Annotated in this window: 18 protein-coding genes; 10 read left to right on the forward strand and 8 right to left on the reverse strand. The window is 41.8% G+C overall.

All coding sequences use genetic code 11. The annotated features are described in order from the left end of the window. The first annotated feature begins 4 nt into the window (after positions 1-4). The 3 genes from ACTG7Q_RS00195 (at position 5) to manA (ending at position 2,614) form a co-directional block, all read left to right on the forward strand. Entirely contained in the window at positions 5-841 is an 837-nt protein-coding gene (locus ACTG7Q_RS00195) for a PTS mannose transporter subunit IID (RefSeq protein ID WP_132302907.1), read from the forward strand. 85 nt (positions 842-926) lie between these two features. Next, positions 927-1,424: a DUF986 family protein gene (locus ACTG7Q_RS00200; protein ID WP_439239774.1), complete on the forward strand. Its 498-nt coding sequence runs from the start codon at positions 927-929 to the stop codon at positions 1,422-1,424. Then, positions 1,421-2,614: a mannose-6-phosphate isomerase, class I gene (gene manA, locus ACTG7Q_RS00205; RefSeq protein ID WP_439239775.1), complete on the forward strand. Its 1,194-nt coding sequence runs from the start codon at positions 1,421-1,423 to the stop codon at positions 2,612-2,614. The genes ACTG7Q_RS00200 and manA overlap by 4 nt, the downstream gene beginning before the upstream one ends. 72 nt (positions 2,615-2,686) lie before the next feature. Here manA and nhaA read toward each other — a convergent pair whose 3' ends face one another. From nhaA to rplU, 5 genes are all read right to left on the reverse strand, one after another. After that, entirely contained in the window at positions 2,687-3,853 is a 1,167-nt protein-coding gene (gene nhaA, locus ACTG7Q_RS00210) for a Na+/H+ antiporter NhaA (protein WP_439239776.1), read from the reverse strand. 168 nt (positions 3,854-4,021) lie between these two features. After that, on the reverse strand, positions 4,022-5,191 hold the full coding sequence (gene cgtA / locus ACTG7Q_RS00215) for an Obg family GTPase CgtA (protein ID WP_439239777.1): 1,170 nt from the start codon (positions 5,189-5,191) through the stop codon (positions 4,022-4,024). A gap of 25 nt (positions 5,192-5,216) precedes the next feature. Beyond that, complete coding sequence (locus ACTG7Q_RS00220; RefSeq protein WP_439239778.1) at positions 5,217-6,137, reverse strand: DMT family transporter; 921 nt, start codon at positions 6,135-6,137, stop codon at positions 5,217-5,219. Positions 6,138-6,256: 119 nt separating this feature from the next. Beyond that, positions 6,257-6,514, reverse strand: coding sequence for a 50S ribosomal protein L27 (gene rpmA / locus ACTG7Q_RS00225; protein WP_439239779.1), 258 nt, complete (start codon positions 6,512-6,514; stop codon positions 6,257-6,259). Between the two features lie 20 nt (positions 6,515-6,534). Further along, positions 6,535-6,846 (reverse strand): 50S ribosomal protein L21, encoded by a 312-nt coding sequence (gene rplU / locus ACTG7Q_RS00230; RefSeq protein WP_439239780.1) that lies wholly within the window; start codon positions 6,844-6,846, stop codon positions 6,535-6,537. Positions 6,847-7,089: 243 nt separating this feature from the next. On the opposite strand from rplU, the gene ispB reads away from it, so the two are divergent. Further along, complete coding sequence (ispB, locus tag ACTG7Q_RS00235; protein WP_439240612.1) at positions 7,090-8,061, forward strand: octaprenyl diphosphate synthase; 972 nt, start codon at positions 7,090-7,092, stop codon at positions 8,059-8,061. A 1-nt stretch (position 8,062) separates the two neighbouring features. Further along, on the forward strand, positions 8,063-8,788 hold the full coding sequence (locus tag ACTG7Q_RS00240; RefSeq protein WP_439239781.1) for an epoxyqueuosine reductase QueH: 726 nt from the start codon (positions 8,063-8,065) through the stop codon (positions 8,786-8,788). Positions 8,789-8,867: 79 nt separating this feature from the next. Here the strand turns inward: ACTG7Q_RS00240 and mpl are convergent, their stop codons facing one another. Beyond that, the gene (gene mpl, locus ACTG7Q_RS00245; RefSeq protein WP_439239783.1) at positions 8,868-10,232 is read right to left on the reverse strand and encodes a UDP-N-acetylmuramate:L-alanyl-gamma-D-glutamyl-meso-diaminopimelate ligase; all 1,365 of its coding nucleotides are present in this window, start codon (positions 10,230-10,232) and stop codon (positions 8,868-8,870) included. Between the two features lie 191 nt (positions 10,233-10,423). Between mpl and fbp the strand changes: the two genes are divergently transcribed. The 3 genes from fbp to rnt all read left to right on the forward strand — a co-directional run bounded on the left by fbp (position 10,424) and on the right by rnt (position 12,652). Continuing rightward, a complete protein-coding gene (fbp, locus tag ACTG7Q_RS00250) occupies positions 10,424-11,434 on the forward strand; it encodes a class 1 fructose-bisphosphatase (protein WP_439239784.1) in 1,011 nt (336 codons plus the stop codon). A 77-nt stretch (positions 11,435-11,511) separates the two neighbouring features. Next, positions 11,512-11,919 carry a lactoylglutathione lyase gene (gene gloA / locus ACTG7Q_RS00255; protein ID WP_439239785.1) on the forward strand — a complete coding sequence of 136 codons (408 nt, stop codon included), beginning with the start codon at positions 11,512-11,514 and terminating at the stop codon, positions 11,917-11,919. 55 nt (positions 11,920-11,974) lie between these two features. Further along, positions 11,975-12,652 (forward strand): ribonuclease T, encoded by a 678-nt coding sequence (rnt, locus tag ACTG7Q_RS00260; RefSeq protein ID WP_439239786.1) that lies wholly within the window; start codon positions 11,975-11,977, stop codon positions 12,650-12,652. A gap of 122 nt (positions 12,653-12,774) precedes the next feature. Here the strand turns inward: rnt and ACTG7Q_RS00265 are convergent, their stop codons facing one another. Further along, on the reverse strand, positions 12,775-13,266 hold the full coding sequence (locus ACTG7Q_RS00265) for a YajQ family cyclic di-GMP-binding protein (protein ID WP_439239787.1): 492 nt from the start codon (positions 13,264-13,266) through the stop codon (positions 12,775-12,777). A gap of 11 nt (positions 13,267-13,277) precedes the next feature. Further along, entirely contained in the window at positions 13,278-14,222 is a 945-nt protein-coding gene (gene serB, locus ACTG7Q_RS00270) for a phosphoserine phosphatase (protein WP_439239788.1), read from the reverse strand. A 71-nt stretch (positions 14,223-14,293) separates the two neighbouring features. Here serB and ACTG7Q_RS00275 point away from each other — a divergent pair, with 71 nt between their 5' ends. Continuing rightward, on the forward strand, positions 14,294-14,950 hold the full coding sequence (locus tag ACTG7Q_RS00275; protein ID WP_439239789.1) for a YtjB family periplasmic protein: 657 nt from the start codon (positions 14,294-14,296) through the stop codon (positions 14,948-14,950). A gap of 191 nt (positions 14,951-15,141) precedes the next feature. After that, positions 15,142-16,254 carry an alanine dehydrogenase gene (gene ald / locus ACTG7Q_RS00280; protein ID WP_439239791.1) on the forward strand — a complete coding sequence of 371 codons (1,113 nt, stop codon included), beginning with the start codon at positions 15,142-15,144 and terminating at the stop codon, positions 16,252-16,254. The last annotated feature ends 37 nt before the right edge of the window (positions 16,255-16,291 follow it).

The raw sequence follows: 16,291 nt of genomic DNA on the forward strand, positions 1-16,291 counted from the left end.
AAAAATGACAACAGAAATCAAAAAAGTCACCCAAAGTGATTTAAATTCCGTGGTATTACGTTCAAACCTATTCCAAGGTTCTTGGAACTTTGAGCGTATGCAAGCCTTAGGTTTCGCCTATTCAATGGTGCCTGTAATCAAACGTTTATACCCAGATCCGAACTCACAAGAACGTAAAGATGCAATTAAACGTCACCTTGAATTCTTTAATACCCAACCATTCGTGGCTGCCCCTGTTTTAGGTGTGACCATTGCGATGGAAGAACAACGTGCGAACGGTAAAGAAATTGATGACGCTGCAATCAATGGTATCAAAGTGGGTCTGATGGGACCATTAGCCGGTGTGGGCGACCCAATTTATTGGGGTACGGCACGTCCAGTATTCGCTGCATTAGGTGCAGGTGTAGCCTTAACCGGCAGTATCTTAGGGCCTTTATTATTCTTTATTCTGTTCAACCTTGTACGTTTAGGTACACGTTATTATGGTGTAACTTACGGCTACAAAAAAGGTTTGGACGTGGTACAAGATATGAGTGGTGGCTTATTGCAAAAACTCACGGAGGGGGCTTCTATTCTCGGCTTGTTTATTATGGGGGCATTAGTCCAAAAATGGACTAGCATTAACGTCCCACTTGTGGTTTCTACCATTCAAAAACAAGACGGCACTACCGAAATCACCACCGTACAAAGCATTTTAGACAGCTTAATGCCAGGGTTATTGCCATTGCTGTTTACCTTTGCTTGTATGTGGTTATTGCGTAACCGTGTAAATGCCCTTTGGATTATTATCGGTATTTTCGTTATCGGTATCCTTGGTGCAGCAACAGGGATTTTAGCGTAATCTTTCTATTTTTGTAGGGGCGTATTGCATACGCCCTTTGTACATTATTTAGGGCGTATGCAATACGCCCCTACATTTTTTCGTTATGACCAATTCTATTCTCATTCTCTGCATTCTTGCCTTTTTTGCCTACGCATTCTACGAACAATTCGGCTTAGACAAAAGAAAAGGCACAACCCAACTCAAAGTGCGGTTAAAAAAACGCACGAAATTAGACAGCTTAATCTTTGTCGCCTTAATTGGCATTATTATTTGGCAAACTGAGGGAAATATTGCCCCAAATACCTTGTATTTACTGGCTTTTTTAATTTTACTCAGTCTTTATATGGCATTTTTCCGCTCACCCATGTTGATCTTAAAAAAAGACGGCTTTTTCTTTGAGAACTTTTTCATTGAATTTGCTAAAATAAGCCAAATTAATTTAGCCGATGAGTTCAAACTGGTGTTTGATCTCACCAACGGCAAACGCCTTGTGGCACAACTCACCGAACAAACTGACGTCGATCAAGTGGTACAATTTTTCGGTGGTTACAAACAGCAAAAATCACAACGCCCAAAACAAGAAAAACAGGAACAAAAATGACCGCACTTTATAAATTAACCGGCACCGCCCAACAATATGCGTGGGGTGGCGAAAACTATATTCCCCATTTAATCGGCTTTACCGCTCAAAAAAATCAACCTTATGCCGAATGGTGGCTTGGTGCACATACTTCTTCGCCATCTATGCTTGAAGTCGCTGGTCAAAAAATACCTTTAGATCACTTTATCCGTGAAAATCCAACGGTTCTTGGTAAACAAAGTCGTACTATTTTCGGTGATGAACTGCCCTATTTACTCAAAATTTTGGATGTTAAACAACCGCTTTCTATTCAACTACACCCAACCAAACAGCAAGCTGAAATTGGCTTTGCGACAGAAAATGAACGTGGTATTGATTTAAAAGATCCGAAACGCACTTACAAAGACAATAACCATAAACCCGAAATGATGATTGCCTTATCCGATTTCTGGTTATTACATGGTTTCAAACCCAAAACAGAAATTTTAAAAACATTACGTGAACGTGCCTCATTGAAAGCCTTAGCCGATCAGTTAGAAACGCAGGATTTACACCATTTCTATTCAGAGATTATGCAAGCAAACCAAACGCAATTAGCAAATTGGCTATTGCCTATCTTTGAAGATAATCGGCTTGAAGATTTACGTCCAGAAAATCCTGATTATTGGGTCTTATATAGCCAAAAAGACATGAATATTTCACTGGATAACCTAGACGCAGGCTTAATGTGTTTTTACCTGTTCAATATTGTTGAAGTCAAACAAGGCAAAGGGATTTTTCAAGATGCCGGCATTCCGCACGCTTATTTACGTGGACAAAATATTGAATTAATGGCCTGTTCAGATAACGTGATCCGTGGCGGTTTAACGCCTAAACATGTGGATATTGATGAATTACTAAAAGTGATTGATTGCCGTGAAGTGATTCCTGAATTAATTCCAACTGCCCCACAACATAATGGATCATTTACCTATACCACACCTGCTAAAGACTTTGCCTTGGCAAATGTACGTTATGATAATGCAGTCCAAATCAATGAGAAGGCAGAAAGTGCGACCATCTTATTGGTCATGCAAGGCAGTCTAAAAATCAGCGATAAAAATACCGCACTTGAACTCAAACAAGGGGAATCTGCCTTTATTTGTGCCGATACGGAATACCAAATTGTTGGACTAGAAATAGGATATTGTGTGTTGGCAAAATTGCCTTAACCACGTTTATAACATGTATGAAATGAAATCACCGCACTTTCTACCTAATTAGCTTGAAAGTGCGGTGCATTTTTAAGTGTTTTTGGTACTTAATCTTAACAACGCATAACCTAAAATAGCCGATAAGCAAGATCCTAATAACACGCCCAATCGAGATAGGGTGTTAATTGCATTATCCACTTCCCCCTCAAAGGCCAGACTGGCTAAGAACATTGACATCGTAAACCCGATACCACATAACACCGCAATAGCAAAAATATGTTTGAGTTGAACGCCCTCTGGCAATTTGGCGACACCCAATTTAATGGAGAAATAGCTAAATCCAAACACCCCGAGCGGTTTGCCAATTAGCAAGCCTAAGGTAATGCCGAGCGGTAAAGCGGAAAACAGCATATCACGACTAATGCCACCTAAAAATACGCCCGCATTGGCAAAAGCAAACAATGGCAACACAAAGAAAGAACACCAAGGCGCTAAAATATGCTCCAATGTATGCAACGGACTGTGGCCGTTTTTATCTTTTAAAGGAATACAAAAACCAATAATCACCCCTGCCAATGTCGCATGAACACCCGACTTTAACACGGCTGCCCACAAGACTAAACCCACCATAATATAGGCACAGAGATGACCGACTTTAAGGCGATTTAACACCACCAACGCCAGAATTGCCACGGCCGAAATCGTTAAGGCAAGGACGCTTAAATCAGAGGAAAAGAACAGCGCAATCACCACAATAGCGCCCAGATCGTCAATAATCGCCAGAGCCAATAAAAATACTTTTAACGGCAACGGCACACGCTTGCCCAATAAGGCCACAATCCCCAAGGCAAAGGCAATATCCGTCGCCATCGGAATCGCCCAACCATTACCCAATTCTGGTTGGTGTTGGGTGAGTAACCAATAAATCACAGCGGGAATCACCATTCCCCCAATTGCCGCAAAGGCGGGGAAAATCGCTTGCTGATAACTGGATAAGGATCCCTCTAAGATCTCACGTTTGACTTCCAACCCAACAAGTACAAAAAATACCGCCATAAAGCCATCATTAATCCAATGAATAAAGGTTTTATTAATGGCAAAAGAACCAAATTGTACGCTAACGGGAATATCTAAAAAATCAAAGTAATCCGCTTGCCAAGGGCTATTGGCCAATACCATGGCAAGCACGGCAAACACTAATAGCAATATGCCACTGGCGGATTCCATTTTGAAAAAACGTTGTAATAGATTTAACATAAAATAAGTTTCCAAAAAAGTATAAAGGGAAAATACTAACATAATTATTCGGGCTATGTCAGCCCAAACTGAAGGAAAATTCCTCTCGTCTAGCAAATTCCGTCAAAATTAGCCAAAAAAACACCGCACTTTTTATGATGAAGTGCGGTGCCTGTCTTTTGTGAGAAATTAACGTTCGTAAATAATTTCGACGCCCTCATCATCTTCTTCTGACCAATCGTCCCAGAAGTCATCATCACTCTCTTCTGCAGTCTCCAAGGCTTGTTGATGATAATCATCCCATTTGAATTTCACTTCCTCGGCTTGTGGATTTTCTTCTTCCACTTCTCTTGGGTTCGCCTCAATAAAATCCATGATTTCACGGGTGAGATCGGCCACATTTTTGCCCGTTGCGGCAGAAATCAAGAAATATTCTTCCTCATAACCCAGACGTTCGACAATATCCTTGGCTAATTGTTGAGCGTCCTCTGCCGACATGGTATCAATTTTATTAAACACCAACCAACGAGGTTTTTCAGCTAATTTTTCGCTGTATTGAAATAATTCATTTTCAATAATCGCAATATTATCTGCGGGATCCGATTCATCAATCGGGGCAATATCCACTAAATGCACCAACACTCGGCAACGTTCTAAATGCTTTAAGAAACGAATACCTAAACCCGCCCCCTCTGAGGCATTTTCAATTAAACCCGGAATATCCGCCACCACAAAGCTACGATCCGAACCGATACGAGCCACCCCTAGACTGGGCACTAACGTTGTAAAAGGATAGTCGGCCACTTTCGGTTTTGCTGCCGAAATCGCACGGATAAAGGTAGATTTCCCCGCATTGGGTAAACCGAGCATACCCACATCCGCCAATAACATTAATTCCAGTTGCAAATCCCTTTTTTCCCCTGGTGTACCTAAGGTTTTTTGGCGAGGCGCACGGTTGACCGAGGATTTAAAACGGGTATTGCCCAAACCATGATAACCGCCTTTTGCCACCAACATTTTAGCGCCATTTTTGGTTAAGTCACCCAAGACTTCTTTCGTATCATTATCAATCGCTCGAGTGCCGACTGGCACACGCAATGTAATGTCTTTTCCTCGTTTTCCCGTACAATCTGAACTACGTCCATTTTCGCCCCGTTCAGCGGCGAAACGTTTTTCAAAGCGGTAATCAATCAAGGTGTTGAGGTTTTCGTCGGCAATTAAATACACATCCCCGCCGTCACCGCCGTCACCACCGTCTGGCCCCCCTTTTGGGATAAACTTCTCACGGCGGAAACTGACGCAACCACTCCCGCCATCACCGGCCTCGACTCGAATTAAGGCTTCATCTATAAATTTCATTCTTTTTCTCCATGACGATCAGCTATTAAGCCGATTTTCGAAATAACTTATGTCCAATGGCGGCCAACATGGCTCCGAAAACAGAGACGAAGGCACCAATATAACTCAATGTATTAAATTCAGGGTGGGCAAAATCTATCGGATCGATCCAATAAATTACGTGACTAAATAATAACGTAAAAAGTGGCCCCACGGTTACCACCACGCTGACTTTTGACACTTCCCATTGATTAAGCGCCTCGGCATAGGCGCCGTAGGCAATGGGCGTATTTAAACAGCAAAAAATAAAGCAACCCCAAGCAAAGGGGGTTAATTCTGCCACTTGCTGTGGCACGGACATAGGCATAAACACGCCAACACAGCCCACGTACATTAACAATAAAATCTGTTGGGTGGTAAAAAATCGGATCAATATTTTCTGAGCCAACCCATATAGCACCCAAATCACCGCCGCACCGAAACTCATCAACACCCCGATAGAATAAATATTGAGATGTAAAAACAAGGCAAAGCGATCATTAAAAAACAATCCTAATCCAAGGATCAACAAAATCAACCCAATTTTTTGATGTATCCCCAGTTTTTCTTTAAACAGAAAAATACCCACTAACATCATGCCGAAAGACGAAACAGGGCTAAACACTTGTGAAATCAAGGGTTCTACGTATTTTAGTGAAGAATTATATAAAAAGAAATTCCCCGCCAACCCGATCACACCGAGTACAAACCAAGTGATGACTTGAGGATTAAATTGAGATAATTTAGGCAATTTCTTTTTCCAGCCCAACACCACCAATAACACGCTAGCCGCCACCAAGAAACGATAAAAAACAATGGTTTCCACACTGACAATGGTCGCCACTTTTTTCAAGGCAATGGGCAATGCCCCCCATGAAATGGCAGCCGTGAGTGCTAAAAAAAAGCCCAAAAGGGGATTTTGTGGCATCATCTTTCCTTGTAGATTAGGATCTGTTAAATCTACTATAACATGAAATAAGGTAAAAAATACAAAAACGCCCCACTAGATAACTTAGTGAGGCGTTTCAATTCGGTTAATCGTGTAAATTATTCAGCGACAATACTTACGTATTTACGGCTTTTATCGCCTTTCACTTCAAATTTCACTTTACCATCAGCGGTTGCAAATAAAGTGTGGTCTTTACCCATACCGACATTTGAACCTGCGTGGAATTTGGTACCACGTTGACGAACGATAATGCTACCTGCTAATACAGATTCACCGCCAAAACGTTTTACACCAAGGCGTTTAGCTTCAGAATCACGACCGTTACGAGTTGAACCACCAGCTTTTTTAGTTGCCATCTTCTATAACTCCTCTGAAATTATGCTGAAATCCCAGTGATTTTCACTTCGGTGAACCACTGACGATGACCTTGTTGTTTACGGCTGTGTTTACGACGACGGAACTTAACGATTTTAATTTTATCGCCACGACCTTGCGCTACAACTTCAGCCACTACTTTCGCTCCAGTCACAACTGGGGCACCAATTTTAATATCTTCGCCATTAACGACCATTAACACTGAATCAAACTCAACATTTGAGCCGACTTCAAGTTCAAGTTTTTCTAAACGAACAACTTGACCTTCGCTTACTCGGTGTTGTTTGCCGCCACTTTGGAAAACTGCGTACATAAATACTCCGCTAAATTTGTGCTGAATAATGTTTTAGTTCATTTTTAGCACATCAAAATCATATAAATAGGTCGCAAATTCTACGGAAAATTCATCAAAATGGCAAGCGTTAATTTGCAATAAAATAAAAAAAGTCGAAATTATGCGAATTTTGCGACGGTTTTATTTTAGTAATCCCAAAAAATCAGGTAAAATCAACCGCACTTTTGGTTAAAAATAAACAATATTATGCAAAACAATTTAATGGATCAACAAGCTATCCAAGCATTGATTGAAGCGGATATGCAGAAAGTCAATGAAGAAATTTTGGCTCAGCTTAATTCTGACGTGCCCTTGGTGAATCAGCTCGGCTTTTATATTATTCAAGGCGGTGGCAAACGCATTCGTCCGACCATTGCCCTGTTGGCAGCGAAAGCCGTGAATTATCAAGGCGATCAAATGCCCACCAGTGCAGCCTTTATTGAATTTATTCACACCGCCAGTCTGTTGCACGATGATGTAGTAGATGAATCTGAGCTACGCCGTGGCAAGCCGACAGCGAACGCTGAGTTTGGCAATGCAGCAGCCGTCTTAGTGGGCGATTTTATCTATACTCGTGCCTTTCAATTAATGGCAAAATTAAATTCATTAAAAATGTTACGAATCATGTCCGATGCCACCAATGTACTGGCCGAGGGCGAAGTGCAACAATTAATGAATGTGCATAATCCGGATACTTCAGAAGAAGATTACATGAAAGTGATCTACCGCAAAACCGCACGCTTATTTGAAGTATCAGCTCAGGCGGCAGCGGTATTGGCGAATGCAAACGAAGAAATTGAACGAGGCTTACAGCTTTACGGTCGCTATGTTGGCACCGCATTTCAGTTGGTAGATGATGTGTTGGATTACAGTGCGAATGCTGTGGCGTTGGGCAAAAATGTCGGTGATGATTTAGCCGAGGGCAAGCCAACATTGCCATTGTTACACGCCATGCAACAAGGCAAAGCAAGCCAACGTGAACTGATCCGCAACGCCATTTTACAAGGCGGTCAGCGTGAAATTATTGATGACGTATTGGCGATTATGGCGGAACATAAATCCTTAGATCATGCCATGGCACGAGCTAAACAAGAGGCGCAAAATGCCGTAGATGCCATTGCCGTATTGCCTGATAGTATTTACAAACAAGCCTTGATTTCCTTGGCTTATTTATCTGTGGACAGAAGTTATTAATATGGAAAATAATCAAATTCACTTTGAACCGAAACAAAGAAAACGTAAAGAACGCAAGGATCCCAACGCCCCTTTCGTTCGCCCGAAATTAGACTTGCCAAATGGCCACAATAAATTGTTATTACATTCTTGCTGTGCCCCTTGTTCAGGCGAAGTCATGGAGGCGATTTTAGCCTCGGGCATTGAATTTACCATTTATTTTTACAACCCCAATATTCATCCATTGAAAGAATATATGATCCGTAAAGAAGAAAATATTCGCTTTGCAGAAAAACATAACATTCCTTTTATTGACGTGGATGACGACTACGAAAACGACCGTAAAACGTGGTTTAAAAAAGCCGAGGGCATGGAATGGGAACCCGAACGTGGCATTCGTTGCACAATGTGCTTTGACATGCGTTTTGAAAAAGCCGCACAATATGCCCACGAAAATGGGTTTCCTGTATTCACCAGTTGCTTAGGCATTTCTCGCTGGAAAGACATGAACCAAATCAACGACTGTGGCCACCGTGCCGCCAGTCATTATGATGACGTGGTTTATTGGGATTACAACTGGCGAAAAGGCGGCGGCTCGGCCCGTATGATTGAAATCAGCAAACGTGAACGTTTCTATCAACAAGAATATTGCGGCTGCGTGTATTCCTTGCGTGACAGCAACAAATGGCGACTAGAAACAGGCCGTGAACGAATTGAGATTGGGAAGTTGTATTATTCGGCGGATTAAAAATTCAAAAAGTCTTAAAAAAGCACCGCAGTTTAGGCCTAAATTGCGGTGCTTTTTGTACTATTTTTATTTAGCGATTTTACTTCGCCAACCCATCCAACAATTTCTGATGAATCCCACCAAAACTACCATTAGACATCACTAAAATATGATCAGTCGGTTGGGCTTCTGCCACCACAAACTCCACCAGTTTATCCACATTGGCAGCCCATTTAACAGGTTGAACACAATCGGCGGCAATTTCGGCCACTTCCCAAGGAATATTATCCGGTTGCAGTAAAAACACATTATCTGCTCGCACTAAAGCAGGGGCAATTTCATCTTTATGATGTCCCATTTTCATGGTGTTGGAACGAGGTTCTAGCACGGCTAAGATTCGTACGCCACCGCCGACTTTGTCACGAAGTGCGGTCAACGTGGCTTGAATTTCTGTTGGGTGATGGGCAAAATCATCATAAACCGTGACGCCATTTACGGTGCCTTTCACTTCTAAACGGCGTTTGGCATTCACAAAGGAACTCAAGGCTTGGGCTGCATTTTGCACTGAAATGCCGGCATGATGTGCTGCCGCAATGGCCATTAAGGCGTTGTGCATATTGTGTTGACCCACAATGTTCCATTGCACTTCGGCCGCTTTTTCGCCTTTATGAAACACGGCAAAATGGGTACTGTCATGGCTAATGCGTTCAGCGTGCCATTCTTGATCTTTGCCTAAAAATTGTTGTGCGGACCAACAACCCATGTCTAAAGTTTCTTTCACACTTTGTTCTTCCGCCACCGAAAGCACTAAGCCAGATTGTGGCATCGTACGAATCATATGGTGAAATTGGCGTTGAATCGCCTGTAAATCATCAAAAATATCCGCATGATCGAAACCGATATTGTTGATAATTAAGGTTTTTGGGTTGTAATGGACAAATTTAGAACGTTTATCAAAAAAGGCCGTATCATATTCATCTGCCTCAATCACAAAATAAGGGCTATCAGTAAAACGTGCAGAAACACCAAAATTACCCGCAATGCCGCCAATTAAAAAACCTGGATTTAAGCCATTTTGCTCTAAAATCCAAGTTAACATGCCTGTGGTGGTGGTTTTGCCGTGCGTACCTGAAACCGCAAACACCCAACGGTTACGCAATAAATGATCATGCAACCATTGCGGTCCTGACATAAATGGCAGTTGATTTTCTAACACATACTCGACACAAGGGTTGCCACGTTTCATGGCATTGCCCACAATCACCATATCGGGAGCCGGTTGCAGTTGAGAAATCTCAAAATGGGGAATAATGTCAATGCCACTTTGCTCTAAAAACGTGGACATAGGCGGATACACATTGGTATCTGAACCGGTGACATGATAGCCCATTTGTTTGGCAATCATGGCGACACCGCCCATAAAAGTACCACACACGCCTAAAATATGAATATGTTGTTTTGTCATTTTTTGCTCTTTAATCTGATTGAAAATAGACAAATAAGACAAAAATTTGTGCGTTAGATCACATATTTGAATATTTGTCATGTTGATAAAACTGGAATGTTGCTATCATAATCCAACAGGGTGGTTTCGTCTATAAACTGCGGTGAAAAATCACTAACTTTTCTTTCTACTATTAAAATGAGATGCTAATTATGAAAACCTTAGATGCGTTTATTATTGAAAAACAAGCCGAATACCCGAATGCCAAAGGGGCGTTATCGGGTATTCTTTCTTCCATTCGTTTAGTGGCCAAAGTGATTCACCGTGACATTAATCGAGCTGGCTTAACCAATGATATTTTAGGTTATGCGGGCAACCAAAATGTGCAAGGTGAAAGCCAAATGAAACTGGACGTGATTGCCAATGACACCTTTAAACATGCCTTAATGGCGCGTGAAGATGTGGCCGGTTTTGCCTCCGAAGAAGAAGATGAAATCGTGGCTTTTGACACCGAACGTGGGCGTAATGCACGTTATGTGATTTTAACCGATCCGCTGGACGGTTCATCTAATATTGATGTGAATGTGTCAGTGGGGACGATTTTCTCTATTTATCGCCGTGTGACTCCACTAGGGACACCTGTTACCTTGGAGGACTTTATGCAACCAGGGAATAAACAAGTGGCCTCGGGGTATGTGGTCTATGGCTCCTCGACGATGTTAGTCTATACGACGGGCAACGGCGTAAATGGCTTTACTTATGACCCAACCTTAGGGGAATTCTGCCTATCCCACGAAAACTTCCAAATGCCACATTCAGGCAAAATTTACTCCATTAACGAGGGCCAATATCTCAAATTCCCACAAGGGGTGAAAAAATACATCAAATATTGCCAAGAAGAAGATCCTGCCACACAACGCCCTTATGCCTCACGTTATATCGGTTCATTGGTATCGGATTTCCACCGTAATATGTTAAAAGGTGGCATTTATATTTATCCAAGTGCAACCAATTATCCAAACGGCAAACTTCGCCTACTTTATGAGGGTAACCCAATGGCATTCTTAGCCGAACAAGCCGGCGGATTAGCCAGTGACGGTTATGGTCGGATCCTAGATATTCAACCAAATGAACTGCACCAACGTGTACCGTTATTTATCGGTTCAAAAAACATGGTGGAAAAAGCCCAAGAGTTTATGGCGGAATATAAAGACGCAGAATAAGCCGATTAAAACCTGATTTTTACGCAAATTTGTGGCATAATTGCCACAAATTTTTTTTTAGTAGAAAGGAAAAAATCATGCGAATTTTACACACCATGTTACGTGTCGGTAACTTAGAGCGTTCCATTAAATTTTATCAAGACGTATTAGGCATGCGTTTGTTACGCACCAGCGAAAATCCCGAATACAAATATTCCCTTGCCTTTTTAGGTTATGCAGACGAGGACGAATCAGCCGTGATTGAATTAACCTACAACTGGGGCGTGGAACAATACGAACTCGGCACCGCTTATGGGCATATTGCTATCGGTGTTGATGATATTTATGCCACTTGTGAGGCTGTGAAAGCCGTTGGAGGCAATGTCACTCGTGAACCAGGTCCTGTCAAAGGTGGCACCACGGTTATTGCTTTTGTGGAAGATCCAGACGGTTACAAAATCGAATTTATCGAAAATAAACAAGCAAAATCGGCCTTAGGCAATTAACCCTCACCCTAGCCCTCTCCCAGAGGGAGAGGGGACTTTTGGTGACTTATTATTTATGACAGAAGAAAATAAAATCCCTGATTATCACTTACTGAAAAATCGTTTTCGTGGTTATTACCCAGTGATTATTGACGTGGAAACGGCTGGGCTGAATTGTCAGACGGATGCGTTGTTAGAATTGGCGGCGATTACCTTAAAAATGAATGATCAAGGTTTGCTCGAAATGGATCAAACCTATCATTGCCATATTAAGCCTTTTCATAATGCGAATATTAATCCTGAATCCATGAAAATCAATGGTATTGATTTAGATAATCCGCTCCGTCAGGCGGTGGCGGTTTCAGAATTAGATGCTATTACAGGCCTGTTCCAACTTGTGCGTCGTGGACAAAAAGATGCCGATTGTCAGCGTTCGATTATCGTGGCACATAATGCGGCCTTTGATCAGGGATTTATCATGGCGGCAGCGGAAAGAACAGGGGTCAAACGTAATCCGTTTCATCCTTTTAGTACCATGGATACGGCCAGTTTAAGCGGATTAATGTTCGGTCAAACCGTGTTAGTGAAAGCCTGTCAAGTAGCCAAGATCCCCTTTGATAACAAACAAGCCCATTCTGCCTTATACGATACTGAACGTACCGCAGAATTATTTTGTTATATGGTGAACCACCTTAAACAACTGGGTGGATTTCCGCATATTGTCAACGCCAATATGGCCGACAACCCAAAATAACAAGCAGTAATAGCCAATATTCCTATATTAAATTCAATATCACATAAAAAGTGTGGCCTAAAAATTCAAATTTTTTCACCGCACTTTCTTTTACTCATCTCGTTTAGTAAAAAACAAGCGGCTTAATCTCGGAAATTATTAAACTGGAACGGTTGTCCTAGCTCGGCCCCTTTGACTAATTGAATGGCAGATTGTAAATCATCACGAGATTTTCCGGTAACACGCACTTGTTCGCCCTGAATTTGGGTTTGTACTTTGATTTTGCTGTCTTTGATTAATTTCACCAGTTTCTTCGCCATGTCGGTTTCGATACCTTGTTTTAATTTAATCTCTTTGGAATACAATTTGCCGTGGTGTTCGCTTTCCGCCGGAACGTCCAAAGACGTACTGTCAATATCTCGTTTCACGCAAGAACCGATAAGAATTTCTAACAACTGTTCCAGTTGGAAATCCGATTCTGAGGTAATTTTGATACTTTCGTTTTTTTCATTGAGTTCAATAACGGCCTCTACACCACGAAAATCATAGCGTGAGCTTAATACACGGTTGGCATTTTCTACCGCATTACGCACTTCGTGCATAGTGAGTTCAGATACAATATCAAATGATGGCATTTTTTATTCTCCTATTGATTTAAATTAGCAATATGATCGTTGGCACTGAGTAAACACAGTAACCCTGTTAAATCCGCAAAGTTTACCACAACTTGCGCCTGTTGTTGTACTTTTGGTTTGGCATGAAATGCGGCGCCAAGATCCGCAACGCTCATCATGGCAAGATCGTTGGCACCATCACCAATGGCCACGGTATTTTGCGGATCAATCTGAAATTGTTGGGTTAATTGTTGTAACACATTGGCTTTATATTGCGCATGCACAATATCCCCTTTAACCTTGCCGGTCAGCACGCCATCCACAATATCAAATTGATTCGACACCGCATAATCTAAACCGAGCATGTCTTTTAAATAATCTGCAAAATAAGTAAAGCCACCAGAGGCAATCGCTGTTTTCCAGCCCTGTTTTTGTAATTCAGTGATGGTGGTTTGTAACCCCTCCATTAAGGGTAAATGGCGGCGAACTTCGCTTAAAATGCTTTCTTTGGCGCCTTTTAAGGTGCCTACTCGACGGCGTAAACTTTGTTCAAAATCTAATTCACCTCGCATGGCGGCCGCCGTAATGGCAGAGACTTCTTCCCCCGTGCCGGCCAGTTTGGCAATTTCATCAATACATTCAATTTTTATCGCCGTACTATCCATATCCATCACCAACAAGCCCGCTTGGCTTAATTTGGCATGAAAGTTGATCACCGCCGCATCTAGTTGTAATTCATGGGCATAAGCAATAAATTCAGGCTTAAATTCGCCTTGAATTAACAGCACGACATTTCCGGCCATTTTCCAACCGTCAAAAATCTGAAAATTTTCACCGCACTTTTGTTGCCATGCCAGTAATTTTTCGAAAGTGAAATGCGGGCTAAATAAAATAGAATAACCGCTTTTTTCTGCCACCGGTTGATCGCTTAAAAGTGCGGTGGGAAAAGGCGACAATTTTTCAAGAACTGTTTGCATAAGAAATCCTGTTAATTTTTTATTGGAATGTTACAATCATACAATATTCTACATTATTTTGGGTAAATAACTTGCAAATCGTTAAACAGAAACTGGTCAAATCAAGTTTACTCTTGCTGATTGTTGGCTTGTGCCTCGGCGTGGTGGGGGTGATTTTATTTGGCGTGAAACAATTTCAAATCGGCTCACAATTAGCCAGTGTTAATCAAGTGGCCAATTTGTCCCATTTATTGGTGCGCCAACAAACCAACTTCTTTTCCATGCTGTTAGTCAATAATGCGAATACAGACAAATTAAGTGAAAATTTGGATAATCTCACCAAAGAAAATTTTGTCCTTGATGCCTCATTATACGCCACCAATGGCGCATTATTGGCACAAAGTAACCATGGTCCAACCTTCACCGACAAGTCGAATGATGACAAACTCACCCAACAAATCGTGGAACCCATTTATTCCACCAATGGCTTAGAGGGCTTTTTACGGGTAACCTTTGATGCGAAATACAGACAAACCACGCAAAGCAAGATTAACCAGATTTTTCACCAATTATATGGCGAATTATTGATTATTTTCTTAGCCGGCGTGATTCTCGCCAGTTCCGTACATTATTTTTTAGGTCATTTTCGTCGAGTCAAACGGCTTGAGCATTCTGCGGTGACGTTGCCCGTAAAAGCGACCAAAAGCAAGGCAAGCCAGAATTTCCACCGTCGTCGCCGGAGAATTTAATTCTTAATTATATTGTGATAATCAATACAATATATTATTAGCTTATCAATATTTAGCAATTAATTTCAGAATTTGTGTTCTACTTCACATTAATTTCTCTTTTGACGTTTTATAATGTTACCCAGATGTTAAGAAAATATGACATCCTTATTTAAACTATTTGTCAGTAACATTCCGTTCAGGAGGAAATTATGATTATTGGTTGTCCAAAAGAAGTCAAAGTACAAGAATACCGTGTGGGCTTAACCCCCGCCAACGTACAAGCCTATGTAGAGGCGGGTCATACGGTTTACATTGAACATAATGCGGGGGCTGAAATTGGTTTTAGCGACGCAGATTATCAAGCTGCCGGTGCCACATTAACGGATAAAGCCACGCTCTTTGCCAAAAGTGAGATGATCATTAAGGTGAAAGAGCCGATTGAAAGTGAATTCCACTATTTCCGTGAAAATCAAATTCTTTATACCTATCTTCACCTTGCCGCTGATCGTCCGCTAACAGAAATGTTGCTTGCGAAAAAAATTCAAGCCATTGCCTATGAAACCATTAAAACCCCAACCGGTTTGCCTTGTTTGGCGCCAATGAGTTCCATTGCAGGCCGTTTAGCCACCTTAGAATCCGCCAAATATAGCCAAAAAACCTTTGGCGGAAAAGGGATTTTATTAAGCGGTACGGCGGGTACACCAAAAGCCAAAGTGGTCATTCTCGGTGGTGGCGTGGTGGGCTTAAATGCCGCACAAATTGCCGTGGGCATTGGTGCAGATGTGACCATTTTAGATATAAATGCTGCTCGTTTAGCCTATATTGATCAAATTTTTTCAATGAAAATTAAAACATTGACCAGTTCTCGTGGTAATATTCTTAGTTTATTGCCAGAGGCAGACGTGGTAATTGGTGCGGTGTTAATTCCAGGAGCAAAAACACCGCACTTATTAACCCGTGACGATCTGAAATTAATGAAAAAAGGTTCTGTGTTAGTCGACGTTGCGATTGACCAAGGCGGCTGTTTTGAAACATCCAAAGCCACCACCCACGTTGATCCGATTTATGAAGTAGATGGCGTGATCCATTATTGCGTGGCCAATATGCCAGGTTGCGTCGCACGCACCTCTACGCTCGGTTTAACGGATTCCACCTTACAATACGGTTTAGAAATTGCCAAACTCGGTGTTGCGAAAGCCTGTCTTGCCGATCCCGCCTTGTTACAAGGCCTTAATACTTACGGCGGTCACTGTACTTTCAAAGGGGTGACGGATGCGTTAGATTTAGACTATGTGGATCCAAAAACAGCTTTAACCCATTAATTTTTAATTAAATTTTAACCGCTCTTTCCGCTATGTT

It is taken from the genome of Lonepinella sp. BR2474 (genome assembly GCF_051851555.1).
GTDB lineage: Bacteria > Pseudomonadota > Gammaproteobacteria > Enterobacterales > Pasteurellaceae > Lonepinella.

Coding starts and splice junctions, on each gene's coding strand:
- ispB (WP_439240612.1), top strand. CDS start 7,090: ATGGATCAACAAGCTATCCAAGCATTGATTGAAGCGGATATGCAGAAA.
- ACTG7Q_RS00265 (WP_439239787.1), bottom strand. CDS start 13,266: ATGCCATCATTTGATATTGTATCTGAACTCACTATGCACGAAGTGCGT.
- cgtA (WP_439239777.1), bottom strand. CDS start 5,191: ATGAAATTTATAGATGAAGCCTTAATTCGAGTCGAGGCCGGTGATGGC.
- manA (WP_439239775.1), top strand. CDS start 1,421: ATGACCGCACTTTATAAATTAACCGGCACCGCCCAACAATATGCGTGG.
- nhaA (WP_439239776.1), bottom strand. CDS start 3,853: ATGTTAAATCTATTACAACGTTTTTTCAAAATGGAATCCGCCAGTGGC.
- gloA (WP_439239785.1), top strand. CDS start 11,512: ATGCGAATTTTACACACCATGTTACGTGTCGGTAACTTAGAGCGTTCC.
- ACTG7Q_RS00200 (WP_439239774.1), top strand. CDS start 927: ATGACCAATTCTATTCTCATTCTCTGCATTCTTGCCTTTTTTGCCTAC.
- ald (WP_439239791.1), top strand. CDS start 15,142: ATGATTATTGGTTGTCCAAAAGAAGTCAAAGTACAAGAATACCGTGTG.
- ACTG7Q_RS00195 (WP_132302907.1), top strand. CDS start 5: ATGACAACAGAAATCAAAAAAGTCACCCAAAGTGATTTAAATTCCGTG.
- rnt (WP_439239786.1), top strand. CDS start 11,975: ATGACAGAAGAAAATAAAATCCCTGATTATCACTTACTGAAAAATCGT.
- ACTG7Q_RS00220 (WP_439239778.1), bottom strand. CDS start 6,137: ATGCCACAAAATCCCCTTTTGGGCTTTTTTTTAGCACTCACGGCTGCC.
- rpmA (WP_439239779.1), bottom strand. CDS start 6,514: ATGGCAACTAAAAAAGCTGGTGGTTCAACTCGTAACGGTCGTGATTCT.
- fbp (WP_439239784.1), top strand. CDS start 10,424: ATGAAAACCTTAGATGCGTTTATTATTGAAAAACAAGCCGAATACCCG.
- rplU (WP_439239780.1), bottom strand. CDS start 6,846: ATGTACGCAGTTTTCCAAAGTGGCGGCAAACAACACCGAGTAAGCGAA.
- serB (WP_439239788.1), bottom strand. CDS start 14,222: ATGCAAACAGTTCTTGAAAAATTGTCGCCTTTTCCCACCGCACTTTTA.
- ACTG7Q_RS00240 (WP_439239781.1), top strand. CDS start 8,063: ATGGAAAATAATCAAATTCACTTTGAACCGAAACAAAGAAAACGTAAA.
- mpl (WP_439239783.1), bottom strand. CDS start 10,232: ATGACAAAACAACATATTCATATTTTAGGCGTGTGTGGTACTTTTATG.